The sequence below is a fragment of the Microbacterium sp. Y-01 genome (assembly GCF_003856715.1).
Taxonomy (GTDB): domain Bacteria; phylum Actinomycetota; class Actinomycetes; order Actinomycetales; family Microbacteriaceae; genus Microbacterium; species Microbacterium algeriense.
On sequence record NZ_CP024170.1, the window covers coordinates 3,096,251 to 3,112,515 of the forward strand.

Here is a 16,265-nt window from a genome sequence, read left to right on the forward strand (position 1 = left end):
TTCCCCTTCGGAGGCGGTGTGCGATGTGTGCCTAGTCTGCACGAAGCGCCGCGTCGTCACCAGGGGTGATGACCCCCGATGACAGCTCCTCGGCGTGGCCGTCGACCGGCCAGAACGCCGCGACCGCACCGACGAACAGGAACACGGCCCAGAAGTGCCCCGGCGCCTGAAGGAGAGGGTTGAGCGCATTCGCGGCGAGTACCGCGAGAGCGCCGGCGCTCGTCGTGAAGACCGCAGGCCTCGCATCGCCCCGGCGTGACACCACCCGCAGAGCCGCCCACACCACGAGGACCGCACTGGCGATGAGGAGGATCACGCCGGCGACGCCGATCTGGAACAGGAGCAGGTTGTACTGCATCTCGAAGTTCCAGGGCCTGTCTTCACTGCGCGCGTAGCCCGGGATGACGGCGCCGATGCCGTGACCGAATACCGGGGACTCGAGGAACGACGTCCACAGCCTCCCGATCTGTTCGATCCGAAGGTCTTCGTCCGGAGTGCCTCCCTGACCGGTGACGAGAGCCAGCACACCGGCGCTCATGCGCTGCCCGGCCGGCGTCACGAGGACCGCGATCGCCGCGATCGCCGCGACGCCAGCGGTCGCGCCGAGTGCGCGGACATGGCGCCGGGTGAACCAGTCTCGGCCGACGAGAGCGACATACGCGAGGAAGATCAGGATGGGGACGAGCAGTTCCAGGGCGAGCGCAGCTCGGCGCGTGCTCACCACGGCGGCGAGCGTCGCGAGAGCGGCGGCGGCGATCATCAGCTTTCGAGGAGGAAGCGTCTTCCCTTCGAAGAACATCCCCACGATCCACAGGGGCCCGACTGCGATCAGCGAGGATGCTCCGTACATGCCGACGATGACGTTGGGCCAGCTGCCGGAGATGTCGGCGTCGAAGGGCGCCCTGATCCACCACGCTGGATCGATCCCCAGGGCGCCGGCCGCCCAGAACGCGAGCACCAGCGCGGCCAGCACGACCGTCGCCCAGGCCGCGGAACGCAGGAAGAGGCGGAGGATGCGCTGGTCGATCTGCGTGGCCCACACCGAGAAGAGAACGGGGGCGGCCACCCAGCTGATGAGCGAGTGGGTGAAGCCCGGGTTGCCGATGCCGCCGATCACTCCGATCATCATGGCGACGCCGGCGCAGCCCGCCGCAGCCAGCAGGAGGGGAGGCACCCGGCGAGGACGACGGAGCAACCGCCAGACGCACCAGACACCCAACAGCAGCAGCAGCGAGACGAGGAGGACGTTGTGCCCCACCGGCAAGACGATCAGGTACGCCAGGATCACGGCGGCCATGACGTCGGCTGCCGCGTCCAGACGCCGCAGGAGGGGGCCGGAATCGCCCTTCACGGCGGTCACTGACAGGTGACGGCGTTCTCGGTCAGAGTGGTCGGGGTGACGACGGGAGTCGTGTCCACTTCGATCTTCGTGGCGTCCGTGGAGTCGGCGACGAACTCGTAGGTGAGCGTCCTGGTCTCCTGCGGCGCCAGGTAGAGACGCATGGTCCCCACCGTGAACTCCTTGTCATGATGCACTTCGTCGCGAGTGAGGGACGTGTCGGTCCTCTGGCTCAGCGGCGCGTACCCCGGAGGCGCGAACGCGAGAGCTTCGACCTGCATCGAACCCTTCGGCGTCTCCAGTCCGTTGCCGGTCACATACTCCGGCAGAGCGGACACGACCGACGGGTCGACGGTGTTGCCCAGCGTCACCGTGACGAAGACATGACGGCGCCCGTCCGCGGCGCAGACCGGCTGACTCACGTCGATCGCCTGCGTCATGTAGCGCTGCATCTTGCCGGGGGTGCGGTCGATGAAGTACACACCGAACGCCTCCGCACCCTCCGTCGCGGTCGGTCCGCGTCGGTCGAGCGGCGTGCCGATGATGAGCTGCTGCTCGGACTCGCGTGCGCTCCAGATCGCGATTCGTCCTTCCTTCGCCGCCAGCCCGAGAACGGACCCGAGCTTGGCGAAGTCGACCTGGCCACCCATCAGCTTCTGCAGCGTCAGACCGGCGAAGACCTGGTTGATCATGTCGACCTGGGCCGGCTCGTAGGTGTTGTAGAGGTCGCCGAGCAGCATGGCGACGGCGTTCGCATTGGAGATCTCGGGGCCGCCGGGAATCGCGACGGGGCCCGTGGCGACGAGGAGGTAGCTCAGCGCCACCGTGTCGAGCGCGACGACGGCGTCGACCTCGACGCCCTTCGCCTCCCGCCACATGTCTCGTGCGATGTCGAACGTGCGGTCGAAGCGAGGCGAGCGGGTGAGCGCCTGCACGTAGCTGCCGAACAGGTTCCCGTAGAGGTCGGCTTCCTCATCCGTCACCCCGCCGACGGGCGGGATGAAGTTCGGGAAATCGCGCCCGGAGGCCGAGGACTGATTGACGATCGAGATCGCGCCGTTGTCGATGTGCACCTGAGCCAGCGATCCGATGGTCCCGCCTCCGGACATGACCTCGCCGTTGTTCTGGAAGATCACGAGGACGTCCCGGGGGCCACCCTCACCGAGGATCTCGGGGAGGGCGTCGATGAGAGGAAGGGCGCCTTCGATGGTGGTGCCCGCCGGCCCGAGGACCTTCTCGATGCGATCGACACCCGACGCCACAGGTCCGAGCAGCGCATCACGATCGACGTCGGCGAGCATGGCGGACGCGTTGCGCACCGCATCGTCAGCGGCGTGTGCGATATCGCCGATGCCGCGGATGGCCTGCAGATCGAGCCCGCCGTCGGTCGGTCGCAGCGACGCGATGTCGATGTCGGCCGCCGGACGGAGCGCCTTCGTGGCCAGCTCGTCGACCGCACCGGTCGCCATGCGCACACCGTGCAGGTTCGGTCCGACGACCGGCACCCACTCCAGGGACTCCCAGAGGAAACCGCTCGTCTGCTCGTGGGCCGAGGCGGCGGTCTTCGTCAGCTCCTCAGCGGCTGCCTGAGCGCCGGCCGTGTCGCCGGAGGCGATCAGGCCAGGGATGCTCTGCGCGAGCGGCACGGAGGCCTCGAGCTTGTCTCTGGCGTCCAGGGCCTTCGGCACCAGGATGGCCGCGATGACGGCGACGGCGATCAGCAGCGCCAGGACGACGCCCACGATCCACAGGATGATCCGAGTCCTTCGACGCCGTCGGCTCGTCTGCTCGTTCTGGGCTCGACGCGCGCGTCGGGAGTCTCGGGTCACCGCAATATACTACCGAGGGGAACCTGAGCAACGACGCAGACGGCGTCGCACGCCCATGGCGGGGTTCGACCACACCATGGAGGAGTGCACGTGAAAGCTGTTGTCGTCGGTCAGGGTTATGTCGGTCTTCCGGTGGCCATGCGAGCGGTCGAGGTGGGGATGACGGTGGTCGGCCTCGACGTCGACGCAGTGCGCATCGCCGCGCTGCGCGGAGGCGAGTCCTACGTCGACGACATCTCGTCCGAGCAGCTGGCGGACGCGATCGGCACCGGCAGGTATCTCGCCTCGTCCGACTACGACGATGCCGAGGGCTTCGATGTGGCTGTGATCACGGTCCCGACGCCGCTGCGGGAGGGGCTGCCCGATATCTCCTACATCGAGTCCGCGGGGGAGTCGCTGGCGACACGGCTGACCCAAGGCGCGACGGTCGTCCTCGAGTCCACGACCTACCCCGGCACCACGGAGGAGATCCTCGTCCCCCTTCTCGAGGCCGGCTCCGGTCTCGTGGCCGGACGCGACTTCGCGGTCGGGTACAGCCCCGAGCGCATCGACCCGGGCAACCCGAAGTGGGGTTTCGTCAACACCCCGAAGGTGGTGTCCGGCATCGATGAGCCCTCGCTCGGCAAGGTCAAGGCCTTCTACGATCAGCTCGTCGACGAGACCGTCACCGTGACGACGCCCAAGGAGGCGGAGCTCACGAAGCTTCTCGAGAACACCTTCCGCCACGTCAACATCGCACTGGTGAACGAACTGGCCGTCTTCGCACACGACCTCGGGGTCGACATCTGGGAGTCGATCGACGCGGCAGCCACGAAGCCCTTCGGGTACATGAAGTTCACGCCTGGGCCCGGCGTCGGCGGACACTGCCTGCCGGTCGACCCGAGCTACCTCTCCTGGCAGGTCCGCCGGAAGCTCGGCCGCAGCTTCCGATTCGTCGAGCTCGCGAACGACGTCAACGATCACATGCCCGACTACGTCGCACAGCGCTCCATGGAACTTCTCAACGAGGACCAGCGCTCGCTCAACGGCTCCACGATCCTGCTCGTCGGACTCGCCTACAAGCGCGACACCGCTGACATCCGCGAGTCGCCTTCTCTGCGCCTCATCGAGCTGCTCACGTCGTTCGGCGCCTCCATCCGCGGTGCGGATGCGCACGTCGAGGCGCACCGATGGCCGACCGCCGTGGAGCGCGTGGAGTTCTCCGCCGCAGAGATCGAGGCGGCGGATCTGGTCATCCTCGTGACCGATCACTCGGACTTCGACGTCGCGCTGCTCAACGACTCGCCGACGCCGGTGCTCGACACGAAGGGCCGTCTGACGGGGCCGCGGGTCGTCCGTTTGTGAGCTCTCTGCGCCTGATCCTCACGTCCACGGCCGCTGCGGTCGCGACGCTCTCCGTTCAGGTCCTCGGCCTCGTCACGCTCGCTCCCGCCGATTTCGGACTCTTCTCGATCGTCTACCTCGCCGGAGCTTTCGCCCTGTCGCTCGCGCTCTCGCTGATCTGCGAGGCAGCGACCCGTTCACGAGCCGGCGTGCCGGCGGCCTGGTCGGACTTCAGCGGCGCGTCGACGGAGTTCGCCCTGATCTTCGCTGCGGCCGGGGGCCTCGTCGTCGCGGTGACCCCCTCCCCGCTCGCGCCGTACTGGTGGCTCGTGGCACTCGCGATCGGCGGCAGCGCGTATCGCTCGACCGCACGCTTCTACGCGGTCGAGAATCGCGACACACGCGGTTCCGTCCTCGGCGACGTGGTGGGCGCGGTCGTCGCCATCGCGCTGTGCGCCGTGACGCTCCTCCTCCACGGCGGCGAGCTCGCGTGGGTGCTCGGTACCTGGGCGGCGTCGAGCGTCGCCGCGGCCGCGTTCTCGCGGTGGCCGGCGCTGAGCCGACCGGGAGCGCTCGTGCGGTGGGTCCGTGAGCGTCGTGCGGCCATCGCCCCGCTCGTTCGCGACTCGCTCATCATGGATGCTTCCTCGATCGGCACCCCCTATGCCCTGGCACCGATCCTGGGTGTGGGGCCCTTCGGCGTGTACCGGGCCGTGTCGAACGTCGCCGCACCGGTGCGCCTGCTGCTGAATCCGATCCGGCCGCGTATCGCCCGCCTGCGCATGTCATTGACCACCGTCACCGCGGTCATCGCGGGCGGCGTCGTCCTCGGTGCCGCCGCCGCCGGAGTGCTTCTTCTGCTGAGCCAGACCTCCTGGCCGCTCGGAACTCTCCGTGACCTCGTGCCGTTCGCCGTACCGACGGCGGTCTTCGTCATGGCGAACATGGTCGGGCACACGTTCTACATCGTGTCCCGCCTGCGCGCGTCACGAGGCGACCTTCTCGCCGCCCGACTTGTCCAGACGGCGCTCGGCGTCGTCGGTCCTCTGCTCGGAGCGCTGCTGGGAGGGCTGAGCGGGGCGATCTGGGCCTACGCCCTGTCCACGCTGCTGTCCTCGCTCTACTGGCTCTTCGTCGCGCGGCGTTCGGGTCACACGCCGGTGACCGCCTGACGCCAGGCTTCCTCCCACGCCGCGAAGCTGTAATGCTCGAGCACGGCGCGGTGACCTGCGTCGCCGCGTCCCCGGCGGCGCCCGGCGCTCTCGGAGAAGAAGCCGATCAGCGCATCCGTCCACTCCGCCGTGGACCGCGGCGCGAGCCCGTCGCCTCGCTCCAGGATCTCCGCGTTGACTCCGACCGGGTCGCCCATCATGGGCAGGGCGGCGGCACCGTACTGCAGCAGTTTGTACCCGCACTTGCCGCGCGCCCACGCCGAATCCGGTGTCGGCATCAGCCCGAGGTCAGCGCCTGCGAGTGCGGCGCCGAAGGTCTGCGGAGACCACTCGACCCTGTCCACGATCGCGTCGAGAGCGCCGAGCGTCGCGCTCCCCGCGCTGATGACGCTCAGTCTCATGCCCGTCTCCTCGTGTGCGCGGAGGAGGGCGGATTCGATGTCCAGGAGGTAGTGCTCGGTCGCTGGTGAGCCGATCCACACCGCGCGAGGTGCGGAATGGATGTCGAAGTCCGTCTTGCGCGTGTACTGCGCAGGATCCACGCAGCTCGGGATGACGGTCACGTCGCGATTCACTCGGCTCGCCTGCTCCGCAAGGGTCGCATTGCCCGCGATGACCCGGTCCGCCGCGGCCACGGCAGAGCGCCAGATCGCGGCCTTCGGCAGCGGGCCTCGGCGGTCGAGGTAGAGGGCGTCGTCGAAGTCGTAGACGCCGAATCCGGCGCCTCGGAGCAGCCGCCCCTCCACGCCGCCGCGACTCAGCGGACTCGCCTGCCGCGACACCAGCACCGTCGCGCCGCCGGACGGCGCGCGGCGCAGTCGCCACTCGGCCTCGAGCAGACGAAGCGGCGACCTCAGCAGAGAGCGCGGTGAATTGCTGGCGCTGTCGAGATACGAATGGGAGACCGCAGGCACGTCGACCCGGTCGAGCCAATCGAACACACGGACCCGCGCACTCCCTGCGGACCGGCCGTAACTCGTGTACGTGTGCAGCGTCTTCATGTTCGCCTCTGCCCTCGCGCGTTCACGGCACCCAGGACCACCACGATCGCTGCCGTCACCAGGTAGAGGGTGTTGTTGGTCTTCTGGGTGAACGTGGCGAGGAACAGCGTCGAGACGAGCAGTGCGGCGAGCCACCAGCGAGTCGCCGACGCTTTCCGCGTGGCGCAGAGATACGCGACGAGTGCGCCGATCAGCGCGACGCCGATGGCGACCCCGATCACTCGCCAGTCCCGGTAGAAGGGCTCCAGCCAGGTGTACACGTTCGTGAGTGTGCCCACGTCAGTGAAGGGTGCCACGGGGTTCCACGTGCGGAAGCCCGGAAGGAGGCTGAGGACCGGTTCGAAGAACGCCGTGCCGAACGTCTGAGGGTTGTAATCGCCGTACACGACCCGCACGCCCCCGGCAGGAGGCCACGCGCCGTTCGTCGAGTCCACCAGCGACAGGAAGGCGGGCACTCCGGCAGTCAGATAGATGAAGGGGCTGGAGAGCCCGGACGAGGCCAGCACCGGCGAGACGTTCTCGCCGACGTCTCCGGTCTTGCCGAGCGCGCCGGCGAGCAGCTGGAAGGCGAGGAGCGCGGCCGCACCGATCACTCCGATCACCACGACCGGCACCCACGGACGCCGGTACCAGGCGCCCGACGCGTCGGCTCCGCGTGCCCTGCCGTAGAGGAGGAGGAGAGCGCCGATCGCGAGGAGCACACCGGCGAAGAGGTTGGTCCGCTGCAGCAGAGCGAGCATCGAAACGGCCAGGAGCACCGCGGCGGGAACGCGCCACCACCACTCCAACCCGCCACGCACCGACCCCGGCACGATGAGGATCGCGAGCAGGAGCGGGCCGACGTACATGAGCAACCGCGCCCATATCGGGACATCGGCGAGGTATGACTCGGCAGCGCCTCGGATCCGCTCGGGATGCAGCCAGAACGTCTCCCAGCCGAACCGCTGGATGATCGTCCAGAGGTATGTGCCGAAACCGAGCACATACGCGCCCGACAGGATCACCAGCGTCCGCCTGCTCACGAGCGCGTGGTCCCGCGGAGCGAGATCAGCCCTCCGCGCGGTGCGGGATGCGAGTGCGGCCCCGCCCCAGGCACCGACGGAGAAGAAGGCGAGCCCGACGACCAGCACGCCCCATGCTGCGAGGGAAGCGCCGTGGTACGCGATGAGTCCCGACCCCACGAGGGTCAGCGTCACCACCCATACCCCGTTGTGCACCGCCACGGGGAGGAACGCGCGGCGAGCGACGAACCAGGTCAGCACCGTGAGCCCGATGAGCAGAGCCACCACGATGAGCGCGCCGAGGCCGTTGAGCGCGCCGTTCATGGACGGTCCCGGACCATCTCGTCTCGGAGGAACCCGGACACCGAGGCGTGAACGGCGTCGCGACGGAAGTTCTCGACCACGAAGTCACGCGCCGCCGCCCCCAGCTCCGCTGCGAGATCGGGTTCTTCGATCACGCGGCGCAGGGCGACGGCGAGCTCTCCCGCATCGCCAGCCGGCACGAGGAGTCCCGTGCGCTCGGGGATCACGGAGTCGACCGCACCCGTCGCATCGGTCGTCACGACCGCAATGCCCGTCGCACCCGCCTCCAGCACGACGTTCGGGAAGCCCTCACGCAACGTGGGGAGGCAGAGCGCGCGCATCACGGGATAGTACATCGACGTGTCGTCGACCGCCCCGAGCACGATCGGCGGTCGCCGGAGCCGGGAGAAGGGCGTGAGCTCCGCACCGTCGACGCCGCCGACGATCAGGAGCTGGTAGTCGACGCGCTCGTCGTCGAGAAGCCGACACGCTTCTGCGAGGACCTCGAGCCCCTTGTCGTGGTTGAGTCGACCGACGAAGCCGATCACCGGCACCCCGGGAATCAGACCATCCACTTCCGCCACCGGGCGACCGGGGGCGAAGCGCTCCACATCCACACCGTTGGAGCTGCCGTGACCGAGCACGGTCACGCGGGACTCTGACGCGAGCCCCAGCGATACGACCTGCTGCCGCAGGCTCGGGCTTACCGCCAGTGTCTTCGTCGAGAGGCGGATCGTGAGCCGCTCCATCGATGCGAGGACGCGGCGCATCACCCCGGAGGCGGTCTCGAGGCGCAGACCTCGGAGGTGATAGACCCGGGTCCGCACACCCACCAGCCGTGCGGCGGTGATTCCGAGCAGACCGGCCTTCGGGGTGCCGACGAAGACGACGTCGGGTCGCACGCGACGGATCAGCCCCATCCAGTCGCGCAGCCCCCGGAGGTCGCGGGCCACATCGATCTCGCGTGCCATCGCGAGCGGATGCACGGTCACGCCCTGCTCCGCACCGAGCGCCTCGAGTCGCTGTCCGGGCGAGCTCGCGACGTGCACGTCCCACCCGTCTGCAGCGAGTCGCTGCGGCAGCCCGGACAACAGGCCGACCGAGACGTCCGCTGTGACCCCGATCAGTATCCGCGCCGGGCCGGCGGGGCTCACGAGTCCTTGCTCCGGAACCACGCGACCGTCTTCGCGATGCCCGCCTCGAGCGGGACGGGGCGGACGTCCGGGAACAGCTCGCGGAGCCGCACGCCGTCGGACTGCGAAGCGCGCACATCGCCGGGCCGTGGGTCGACATGGTCGACGGCCACCTGCACACCCACCTGCTCTTCGATCACGGACACGAGTTCGCGCAGCGTGGTGTTGGTGCCGAACGCCAGGTTCACCGGGTGCTCCGAGGTCACCCGGTCGCGAACGGCCACCAGCAGCGCATGCGTCACCGTGTCGACGCTGGTGAAGTCGCGTGACTGCAGACCATCGCCATGGATGGTCAGCGGTCGTCCGGCCAGCGCCGCATCGACGAAGCGCGGGATGACGGCCGCATAGACGTGGTCCGCCGGCTGATAGGGCCCGTACACATTGAAGAAGCGGAAGGCGAGGGTCGGCAGACCGTAGGAGTACTGATAGGCCAGCACGTAGGCTTCGCCGCCCAGCTTCGTCGCCGCGTACGGGCTCATCGGCCTCGTCCAGTCGAACTCCGACTTCGGAAGCGCCGGGTTCGCACCGTACACCGAGCTCGACGACGCCATCACCACATAGGCGTTCTCGCGCCTTGCTGCCTCGAGCACGGTCAGAGTGCCCGTGAGGTTGGCGACGTGCGACGCCATCGGATCGTCGATGGAGCGCGGCACGCTGCCCAGTGCGCCGAGATGAACGATCGCGTCCGCGCCGACCGTGGCGGCGGCCACGGCGTCGGCGTCCGCGACGGATCCGCGGTGCAGCGTCATCCTCGTGCCCGTCAGGTTGCCGTCGCGACCGGTGCTGAAGTCGTCGAGCACGTGCACGTCGACATCGGGTTCCTCGTCGTTGAACCTCCGCACGAGGTTGGAACCGATGAACCCGGCTCCGCCGGTGATGACTACCTTCACGAGCTCTGACTCTTTCCTCTTGTTCGGTGGTCGTGAGCGGGCACTCCCACCAGTGTCACCCCTGCGGGGGCGTCCTTCGTGACGCAGGCGGCCGCGCCGACCGTCACGCCCGCGCCGATGTGGAGCCCCTGCAGCACGACGGCGTTGGCGCCGACGAGCACACGCTCGTCGATGCGGACGTCTCCGGAGACGACGGCGCCGGGGTTCAGCGACACCGCGTCGGCGAGAACGCTGTCATGGCCGACGATCGCACCGGGGTTGAGGTGAGCGTGCCGCCCGATCCTGACGTTCGTGGAGACGAGCACGCCGGCGCAGATGACGGTGCCCGGCTCGATCACGGTGCGGGCGCCGACCGAGGCCCTCGGGTGCACCGCTGTCGCGGCACGCTCGTTCGGCACGCGTGCGGCGATCGCTGCGCGGTGCTCGGGTGATCCCACGGCGATGATGACGCTCGCCCGCGGATGCGCGGCGAGCACGTCGTCGATGCGGCCGAGATGCCGATGCCCGCGCTCCGCGAGGCGCTGCAGAGCGAGGTCGCTCGGAGCGTCGTCGGCGAAGCCCCGCACATCGAAGGTCGGAGACAGCGCGTTGACGGCCTCCACGACATCGAGAGTCTCGCGGGCAAACCCTCCCGCGCCGAGGATGACGAGCTCATGCATCCGCGTCTCGCAGACCGGGACGGAACTCGGGCATCGTCGCGTGCCCGTTCGCGCTGACGCCATCGCGCCGGATGACGACCGCGACGGTGCGCCAGAGGATCCAGAGATCCAGGGCCAGCGAGCGTCGATCGACGTACTCCACGTCGAGCTGCAGACGCTCGTCCCAGTCGACGGAGTTCCGTCCGCTCACCTGCGCCAGACCCGTCACTCCTGGTCGGACCTCGTGACGTCGCGCCTGCGCGGGCGTGTACCGGTCGAGGTACGACACCAGAAGCGGTCGCGGTCCCACCAGGCTCATGTCTCCGAAGAGCACGTTCCAGAACGTCGGCAGCTCGTCGAGGCTCGTGGCGCGGAGCAGACGTCCGAAGCGGGTCAGCCGGGCCTCGTCGCTCGCCAGCCCGCGAGCGGGGTCGAGCGGTCGCATGGTGCGGAACTTGTAGAGAGTGAAGACCTCGCCGTGCCGACCAGGGCGCGGCTGACGGAAGATCACCGGGCGTCCGAGTTTGACCATGATCATCGCCGCCACGACGATCTGCACGGGCAGCGTGAGGATCAGGACGACCGCGGCCACGGCGATGTCCAGCACCCGCTTCAGTGCGTCGGACAGGACCGTGATCATGCGCGCTCCGCCAGGAAACCGCGGATCAGATCCTGCACGCGGGCCATCTGCTCGTCGGAAAGGGCCGAGCCGGAGGGCAGGGTGATCCCCGACCGGAAGAAGCGCTCGGAGGCTCCGGTGACGGCGGCAGGCGCATCGGCGAACACCGGCTGCAGGTGCATGGGCTTCCACAGCGGCCGGGACTCGATGTCGTGCGAACCCAGATGTGCGGAGAGCTCGGAAGCGTTCCAACCCGTGACCGCCTCGTCGACGAGCACCGCTGTGAGCCAGGCGTTGTCCTCGGCGTCGTCCTCACCTCCGAAGATCGTGACGCCGTCGACGGCGGCGAAGAGCTGCCGATACTCGTCGCGCCAGCGGTGGCGTCGAGCGATCATCCCGTCGAGCCGGGACAGCTGCGCGCGGCCCAGCGCTGCCAGGAGGTTGCTCAGCCGGTAGTTGTACCCGATCTCGGTGTGCTCGTAGTGAGCGACCGGCTGCCTCGCCTGGGTCGCGAGATAGCGGACTCGATCCGCCATCTCCGCGTCGTCGGTGAGCAGCATCCCGCCGCCGGAGGTCGTCATGATCTTGTTGCCGTTGAAGGAGAAGACGGATGCGTGCCCGAAGCTTCCCGCGGCGCGGCCGTTGCGACGGGCGCCCAGCGATTCGGCGGCGTCCGTCAGCACGGGGATCTCGTGCTCACGCGCGAGACGATCGATCGCCTCGAGATCGGCCACCTTGCCGAGCAGGTCGACAGGCACGATCGCCTTTGCGGGAGTCCCCTTCGACTCGAGCTCCGCGATGACGTCGCCCAGCAGATCCACGTCCAGGTTTCCCGTGATCGGATCGGCGTCGATGAAGTACGGCGTCGCTCCCGTGTAGGCGATCGCGTTCGCCGTGGCGGCGAACGTGAAGCTCGATGTCAGGACGATGTCGCCGGAGCCGACGCCGAGAGCGAGCAGGCCCAGGTGGAGGCCCGCTGTGCCGGAGCTCAGCGCGACGGCATGGCGCACGCCCACCCGCGCGCTCATCTCGCGCTCGAAGGCATCGACGTCCGGGCCGAGCGGAGCGACCCACCCCGAGCGAAGGGCGGCGACGATCGCCTTCTCCTCGAGCTCGCCGACGTCAGGCGAAGACATGTAGATGCGGTCGCTCATCGCTGCAGGTCTCCTTCTCCGGCGGGGATGCTCACGCCGGCGTCCTCAGGGCGCAGCCGCCCCATCCATCCCTGGAGATCGAGAGCCTGCGGGCTGATGCTTCCGATGGAGGTGTGCTGGATCTGCGGGTGGAACGGGCGCTCGACGACCTCATCGGCGCCGATCAGCTCCTCGTGCAGCTTCTCTCCCGGCCGCAAGCCGGTGTAGACGATCTCGACGAACTCTCCGGACATCGCGATCATCCGCTTCGCGATGTCGAGGATCTTCACGGGCTCGCCCATGTCGAGGATCAGCACCTCACCGGGCCGGCCGATACCGCCGGCCTGGACCACCAACTGGCACGCCTCGGAGATGGTCATGAAGTAGCGCGTGACCTCCGGGTGCGTCACCGTGACCGGACCGCCGGCCTCGATCAGTCTGCGGAACATCGGGAGCATGCTGCCGCGACTTCCGATGACGTTGCCGAAGCGGACGGAAAGATAGCGCCGCCCGGACGTGTTCGCCGCCCAGACGGTGAGCTTCTCCGCCACCCGCTTGGAATGACCGAGAACGCTCGACGGATTCGCCGCCTTGTCCGTGGAGATGTTCACGAAGGTGTCGACATCGACATCGAGAGCCGCCTGGAGCACGTTCCGGGTGCCGAGGACGTTGGTCTTCCACGCCTCCTCGGGATACTGCTCGAGCATGGGGAGGTGCTTCAGAGCCGCGGCGTGGAACACGACCTGGGGGCGGTGGCGCTGGAAGACCTCGCGCAGAGACTCGACATCGCGGATGTCCGCGAGGACGACGTCGTCGGTGTCGAGCAGCCCGTGACCGGAGATGCTGAGCTGGCTCCCCTGCAGACCGCTCTCATCACGGTCGAGCATGATGAGCGTCTCGGGTCCGAACTGCGCCAGCTGGCGGCACAGCTCGCCGCCGATCGATCCGCCTGCGCCCGTGACGAGAACGCGCTTTCCCGTCACGTAGCCGGCGATCGACTTGACGTCCGTGTCGACGGGCTGGCGCCCGATGAGGTCCTCGATGCGCACGTCTCTCAGGTCGCGGACGCGGCTGGCGCCCTGCAGGACCTTGTCGAGCTCGGGGAGAACGAGGACGTTGAGGCCCGCGGCGTTGCCGGCATCGGTGGCACGTCGGAGGAGTGCGGCATCGGCGCGTCCGACCGCGATGACGAGTTCGGTCGCACCGCTGATCTCCACGGCCGCCTTCAGCTGGGCCAGGGTTCCCAGAACCGGGACGCCCTTCACCCGCAGGTTGCGCTTCTTCACGTCGTCGTCGATGAGACCGACCGGGCTGAAGACCGGCTCCTGGCTCTCGTTCAGCATCCGGCTGATGAGCTGTTGACCGACCCAGCCCGCACCGAACACGAGCACCTTGCGCGCCCCACCCGGCATCTCCTTGGAACTCCGGTTGAAGACGAGGGGCACGTAGCGGAAGACCAGCATGAGGATCAGCGCGATCGCCGTGGCGGACAGCGCACTGCGAAGGGCCTCAGCGGGCTGGCGCATCCATACGAGAAGCGCGCCCCCCAGCAGGATTCCCACGATCAGCGCGGCGAGTCCGAGCGCTCGGACCTCCTCGATCGAGCCGTACAGGTACCGTCCGCGGTACAGGTGCAGGATGAAGCCTGCCGCGAACTGGGCGCCGATCAGGCCGACGATCACGATCGCGGTGAACGGCCAGACGACCGCCGGCACCAGGAAGTCGTAGCGCAGCAGCACCACGAGCAGCCCTGCGACGATCCAGGCGAGTCCGTCCAGAGCGAAGAGGCTGACCTTCGGACGCCCGGCGTCTTCCACTGTGTTCATGCACGTTCTCCGTTTGCAGGCTCACTCATCGTGCTCGTCGCGCGCCGTCTCGTCCCGGTTCCGACGACGATCACCCCTCGCAGGTTCGTCGCACCCTCGCGTCGCAGGTGCCCCAGCGTGTCCGCGGCACGTCTGCTCGTCTCGCCGACTTTCATGAGGAGGACGAGCGCTCCGGCGCGCTGGAGAGCCGCTGCGTCCGGCAAGCCCTTTCGGGTCAGCGGCAGCCGCACGACCGTCAGTCCGGCAGCACCGGCCTTGATGCGCCGCGCAACGGTCGCCGTGTCGATCGTGGCGTCCACGGGCAGCAGGGCGATGGTGCCCTCTTCCCCCGCCCACACCCCGGTGAGGAGCTGGAGCTCGTGGGTCTGCTCGGCCGTGGGCTCGCCGTTCGGCCAGGCATAGGCGGGCAGTCCGGTCAGATCCGCGGCGTCGGCGAGGGAGCGGATGCGGCGGGAGAATGTGAAGCGCAGGGCCGCGTAGACGATCGCGAGGGCGATCCCGAGCAGGGCGCCCACGGCCAGCGTCGTCGCGACCTGCGGCCGCACCGGCGACTCGGGCACCGCCGCCGGATAGGCGCGAGCGCGGACGTCGGATCCGGCTTGGTCCGCCGCGGTCTGCGCGATCGCGGTCGCGAGATCGGCCGCGAGGCGGGGGTCCGTGTGAGAGACCGTGATGGCGGTCATCGAGGTGTCGGCGATCCAGGTCGCGGAGACGCCGTCGGCGAGTTCCGACCGGTTCACATCGAATTCTTCGGCGACGGTCGCGATCACGCTCGCCGAGCGTGCCCGCACTGCAGCATTCGTCGCGACGGTCCGCGGGACGAAGTTCGTGGCCCCGGGGTCGGCGCTGAAGACGATCTCCGACTCGGCCTCGTAAGCGGGCGGCGTCACGAGAAGCAGTGCCCCCGAACCGAGGACGCACAGGAGGAACACGGTGAGCATTCCCAGCCACGTGCGTCTGACAGCGACGAACCACTCCCCCGGCGACATGCTTCTCCTCTTCGAACCACATGGGCACGGTACGACTATGGTCTGACCAGCATCCCAATACATCGGTGTCGCACGACACTTCGGCGCGTCCGATACCGGGGATGACGATTCTCTCCGCAACCTTGCGGTCTATTTATCCTATTGGATGAATTACTCCGGCCTTGTCCCCACGATCGGCTCCGGTTCCGAGGGGCACGTCAGCGCGGCCGTCAAGACCACCCTAGGGGGTCAAGACGGCCGACCGCACCCAGGCCCTCAGAGCGGCAGCCGCACCGTTGGCGCGTCTCCGGTGTCCCAGAAGTCGGCGTCGAGCACGCGGGTGACCGGATCGGGTTCCACGTACCGGGCAGGGGCGGGCGAAGCGGCCGCCGCGGCAGCGCGACGCGCGTTCTCCTGCTGCAGCTGGGCTGCGGCCGCGCGGCGTTCCCACAGCTCGCGCTCGATCTTGGTGCGGTCGCGCGCATGGATCATGGCGCGCAGGATCATCGCGAACAGCAGCCCGAGGTAGCCGCCGATCGTGTTGGCGAGCACATCGAGCACAGTGGAGACACGCTCGTCGAGGGCGATCCCCTGCACGAACTCGATGGCCGCGGAGAAGCCGGGCAGCAGGAAGATCGCCACCCACCAGGCGCGGCGGGCGAGGGCGAGCCCGAGGAGGAATCCGAGCGGGACGAACATGCCGATGTTGGCGGTGAACTCGAGGGCGTTGTAGCCGAACGCCTCCGGCACCCCGAGGTTGTGCAGGGCCCGGAGCACGCGGGCGGCGATGCCGTCGAACTCGAGTTGCTGCGGCTGCGGCCACATGGTGACCAGCAGCACGAAGCCGGCGTAGAAGATGAGGAGGATCGTCGAGATCCAGAGGCGCGCATGGCTGCGGGGAGGCGGCGGTCCGACGACGATCTCAGTCACCCGTCGATGCTAGCGGCGGCATCCGTGCATTCCCCGCGAAGTCGCCGGTTTCCGTCCGGACGAACGACACAGGGGCCGAGCCCGAAGGCTCGACCCCTGT

14 protein-coding genes are annotated in these 16,265 nt (G+C 68.7%); 2 read left to right on the forward strand and 12 right to left on the reverse strand.

What is annotated here, in order from left to right:
• Positions 1-31: 31 nt before the first annotated feature.
• Together CSX12_RS14875 and CSX12_RS14880 are read right to left on the reverse strand one after the other, a co-directional pair.
• Positions 32-1,360, reverse strand: a complete 1,329-nt coding sequence (locus CSX12_RS14875; RefSeq protein ID WP_124896286.1) for a hypothetical protein — start codon at positions 1,358-1,360, stop codon at positions 32-34.
• Positions 1,357-3,168: a DUF4012 domain-containing protein gene (locus tag CSX12_RS14880; RefSeq protein ID WP_124896287.1), complete on the reverse strand. Its 1,812-nt coding sequence runs from the start codon at positions 3,166-3,168 to the stop codon at positions 1,357-1,359. The genes CSX12_RS14875 and CSX12_RS14880 overlap by 4 nt, the downstream gene beginning before the upstream one ends.
• A 90-nt stretch (positions 3,169-3,258) precedes the next feature.
• Between CSX12_RS14880 and CSX12_RS14885 the strand changes: the two genes are divergently transcribed.
• Together CSX12_RS14885 and CSX12_RS14890 are read left to right on the forward strand one after the other, a co-directional pair.
• Positions 3,259-4,512 carry a nucleotide sugar dehydrogenase gene (locus CSX12_RS14885; RefSeq protein WP_124896288.1) on the forward strand — a complete coding sequence of 418 codons (1,254 nt, stop codon included), beginning with the start codon at positions 3,259-3,261 and terminating at the stop codon, positions 4,510-4,512.
• The gene (locus CSX12_RS14890; RefSeq protein WP_124896289.1) at positions 4,509-5,663 is read left to right on the forward strand and encodes a hypothetical protein; all 1,155 of its coding nucleotides are present in this window, start codon (positions 4,509-4,511) and stop codon (positions 5,661-5,663) included. Before CSX12_RS14885 ends, CSX12_RS14890 begins: the two co-directional genes overlap by 4 nt.
• On the opposite strand, the gene CSX12_RS14895 is transcribed toward CSX12_RS14890, so the two are convergent.
• The 10 genes from CSX12_RS14895 to CSX12_RS14940 all read right to left on the reverse strand — a co-directional run bounded on the left by CSX12_RS14895 (position 5,642) and on the right by CSX12_RS14940 (position 16,165).
• A complete protein-coding gene (locus CSX12_RS14895) occupies positions 5,642-6,664 on the reverse strand; it encodes a hypothetical protein (protein ID WP_124896290.1) in 1,023 nt (340 codons plus the stop codon). The genes CSX12_RS14890 and CSX12_RS14895 overlap by 22 nt on opposite strands.
• Positions 6,661-7,989: an O-antigen polymerase gene (locus CSX12_RS14900; RefSeq protein WP_124896291.1), complete on the reverse strand. Its 1,329-nt coding sequence runs from the start codon at positions 7,987-7,989 to the stop codon at positions 6,661-6,663. The genes CSX12_RS14895 and CSX12_RS14900 overlap by 4 nt, the downstream gene beginning before the upstream one ends.
• Complete coding sequence (locus CSX12_RS14905; RefSeq protein WP_164479592.1) at positions 7,986-9,122, reverse strand: glycosyltransferase family 4 protein; 1,137 nt, start codon at positions 9,120-9,122, stop codon at positions 7,986-7,988. Before CSX12_RS14905 ends, CSX12_RS14900 begins: the two co-directional genes overlap by 4 nt.
• A complete protein-coding gene (locus CSX12_RS14910; RefSeq protein ID WP_124896293.1) occupies positions 9,119-10,051 on the reverse strand; it encodes an NAD-dependent epimerase/dehydratase family protein in 933 nt (310 codons plus the stop codon). Before CSX12_RS14910 ends, CSX12_RS14905 begins: the two co-directional genes overlap by 4 nt.
• Complete coding sequence (locus CSX12_RS14915) at positions 10,048-10,710, reverse strand: acetyltransferase (protein ID WP_124896294.1); 663 nt, start codon at positions 10,708-10,710, stop codon at positions 10,048-10,050. Before CSX12_RS14915 ends, CSX12_RS14910 begins: the two co-directional genes overlap by 4 nt.
• Positions 10,703-11,329 (reverse strand): sugar transferase, encoded by a 627-nt coding sequence (locus CSX12_RS14920; protein ID WP_124896295.1) that lies wholly within the window; start codon positions 11,327-11,329, stop codon positions 10,703-10,705. Before CSX12_RS14920 ends, CSX12_RS14915 begins: the two co-directional genes overlap by 8 nt.
• On the reverse strand, positions 11,326-12,462 hold the full coding sequence (locus tag CSX12_RS14925; RefSeq protein ID WP_124896296.1) for an aminotransferase class I/II-fold pyridoxal phosphate-dependent enzyme: 1,137 nt from the start codon (positions 12,460-12,462) through the stop codon (positions 11,326-11,328). The genes CSX12_RS14920 and CSX12_RS14925 overlap by 4 nt, the downstream gene beginning before the upstream one ends.
• Entirely contained in the window at positions 12,459-14,267 is a 1,809-nt protein-coding gene (locus tag CSX12_RS14930; protein ID WP_124896297.1) for a nucleoside-diphosphate sugar epimerase/dehydratase, read from the reverse strand. Before CSX12_RS14930 ends, CSX12_RS14925 begins: the two co-directional genes overlap by 4 nt.
• The gene (locus CSX12_RS14935) at positions 14,264-15,256 is read right to left on the reverse strand and encodes a hypothetical protein (RefSeq protein WP_124896298.1); all 993 of its coding nucleotides are present in this window, start codon (positions 15,254-15,256) and stop codon (positions 14,264-14,266) included. The genes CSX12_RS14930 and CSX12_RS14935 overlap by 4 nt, the downstream gene beginning before the upstream one ends.
• Before the next feature lie 255 nt (positions 15,257-15,511).
• Positions 15,512-16,165 carry a VanZ family protein gene (locus CSX12_RS14940; protein WP_124896299.1) on the reverse strand — a complete coding sequence of 218 codons (654 nt, stop codon included), beginning with the start codon at positions 16,163-16,165 and terminating at the stop codon, positions 15,512-15,514.
• Positions 16,166-16,265 lie beyond the last annotated feature (100 nt).

What these genes read in the sequence shown, in the direction of transcription:
- CSX12_RS14895 (WP_124896290.1), bottom strand. Translation starts at nt 6,664, where the DNA reads ATGAAGACGCTGCACACGTACACGAGTTACGGCCGGTCCGCAGGGAGT.
- CSX12_RS14900 (WP_124896291.1), bottom strand. Translation starts at nt 7,989, where the DNA reads ATGAACGGCGCGCTCAACGGCCTCGGCGCGCTCATCGTGGTGGCTCTG.
- CSX12_RS14915 (WP_124896294.1), bottom strand. Translation starts at nt 10,710, where the DNA reads ATGCATGAGCTCGTCATCCTCGGCGCGGGAGGGTTTGCCCGCGAGACT.
- CSX12_RS14920 (WP_124896295.1), bottom strand. Translation starts at nt 11,329, where the DNA reads ATGATCACGGTCCTGTCCGACGCACTGAAGCGGGTGCTGGACATCGCC.
- CSX12_RS14925 (WP_124896296.1), bottom strand. Translation starts at nt 12,462, where the DNA reads ATGAGCGACCGCATCTACATGTCTTCGCCTGACGTCGGCGAGCTCGAG.
- CSX12_RS14930 (WP_124896297.1), bottom strand. Translation starts at nt 14,267, where the DNA reads ATGAACACAGTGGAAGACGCCGGGCGTCCGAAGGTCAGCCTCTTCGCT.
- CSX12_RS14935 (WP_124896298.1), bottom strand. Translation starts at nt 15,256, where the DNA reads ATGTCGCCGGGGGAGTGGTTCGTCGCTGTCAGACGCACGTGGCTGGGA.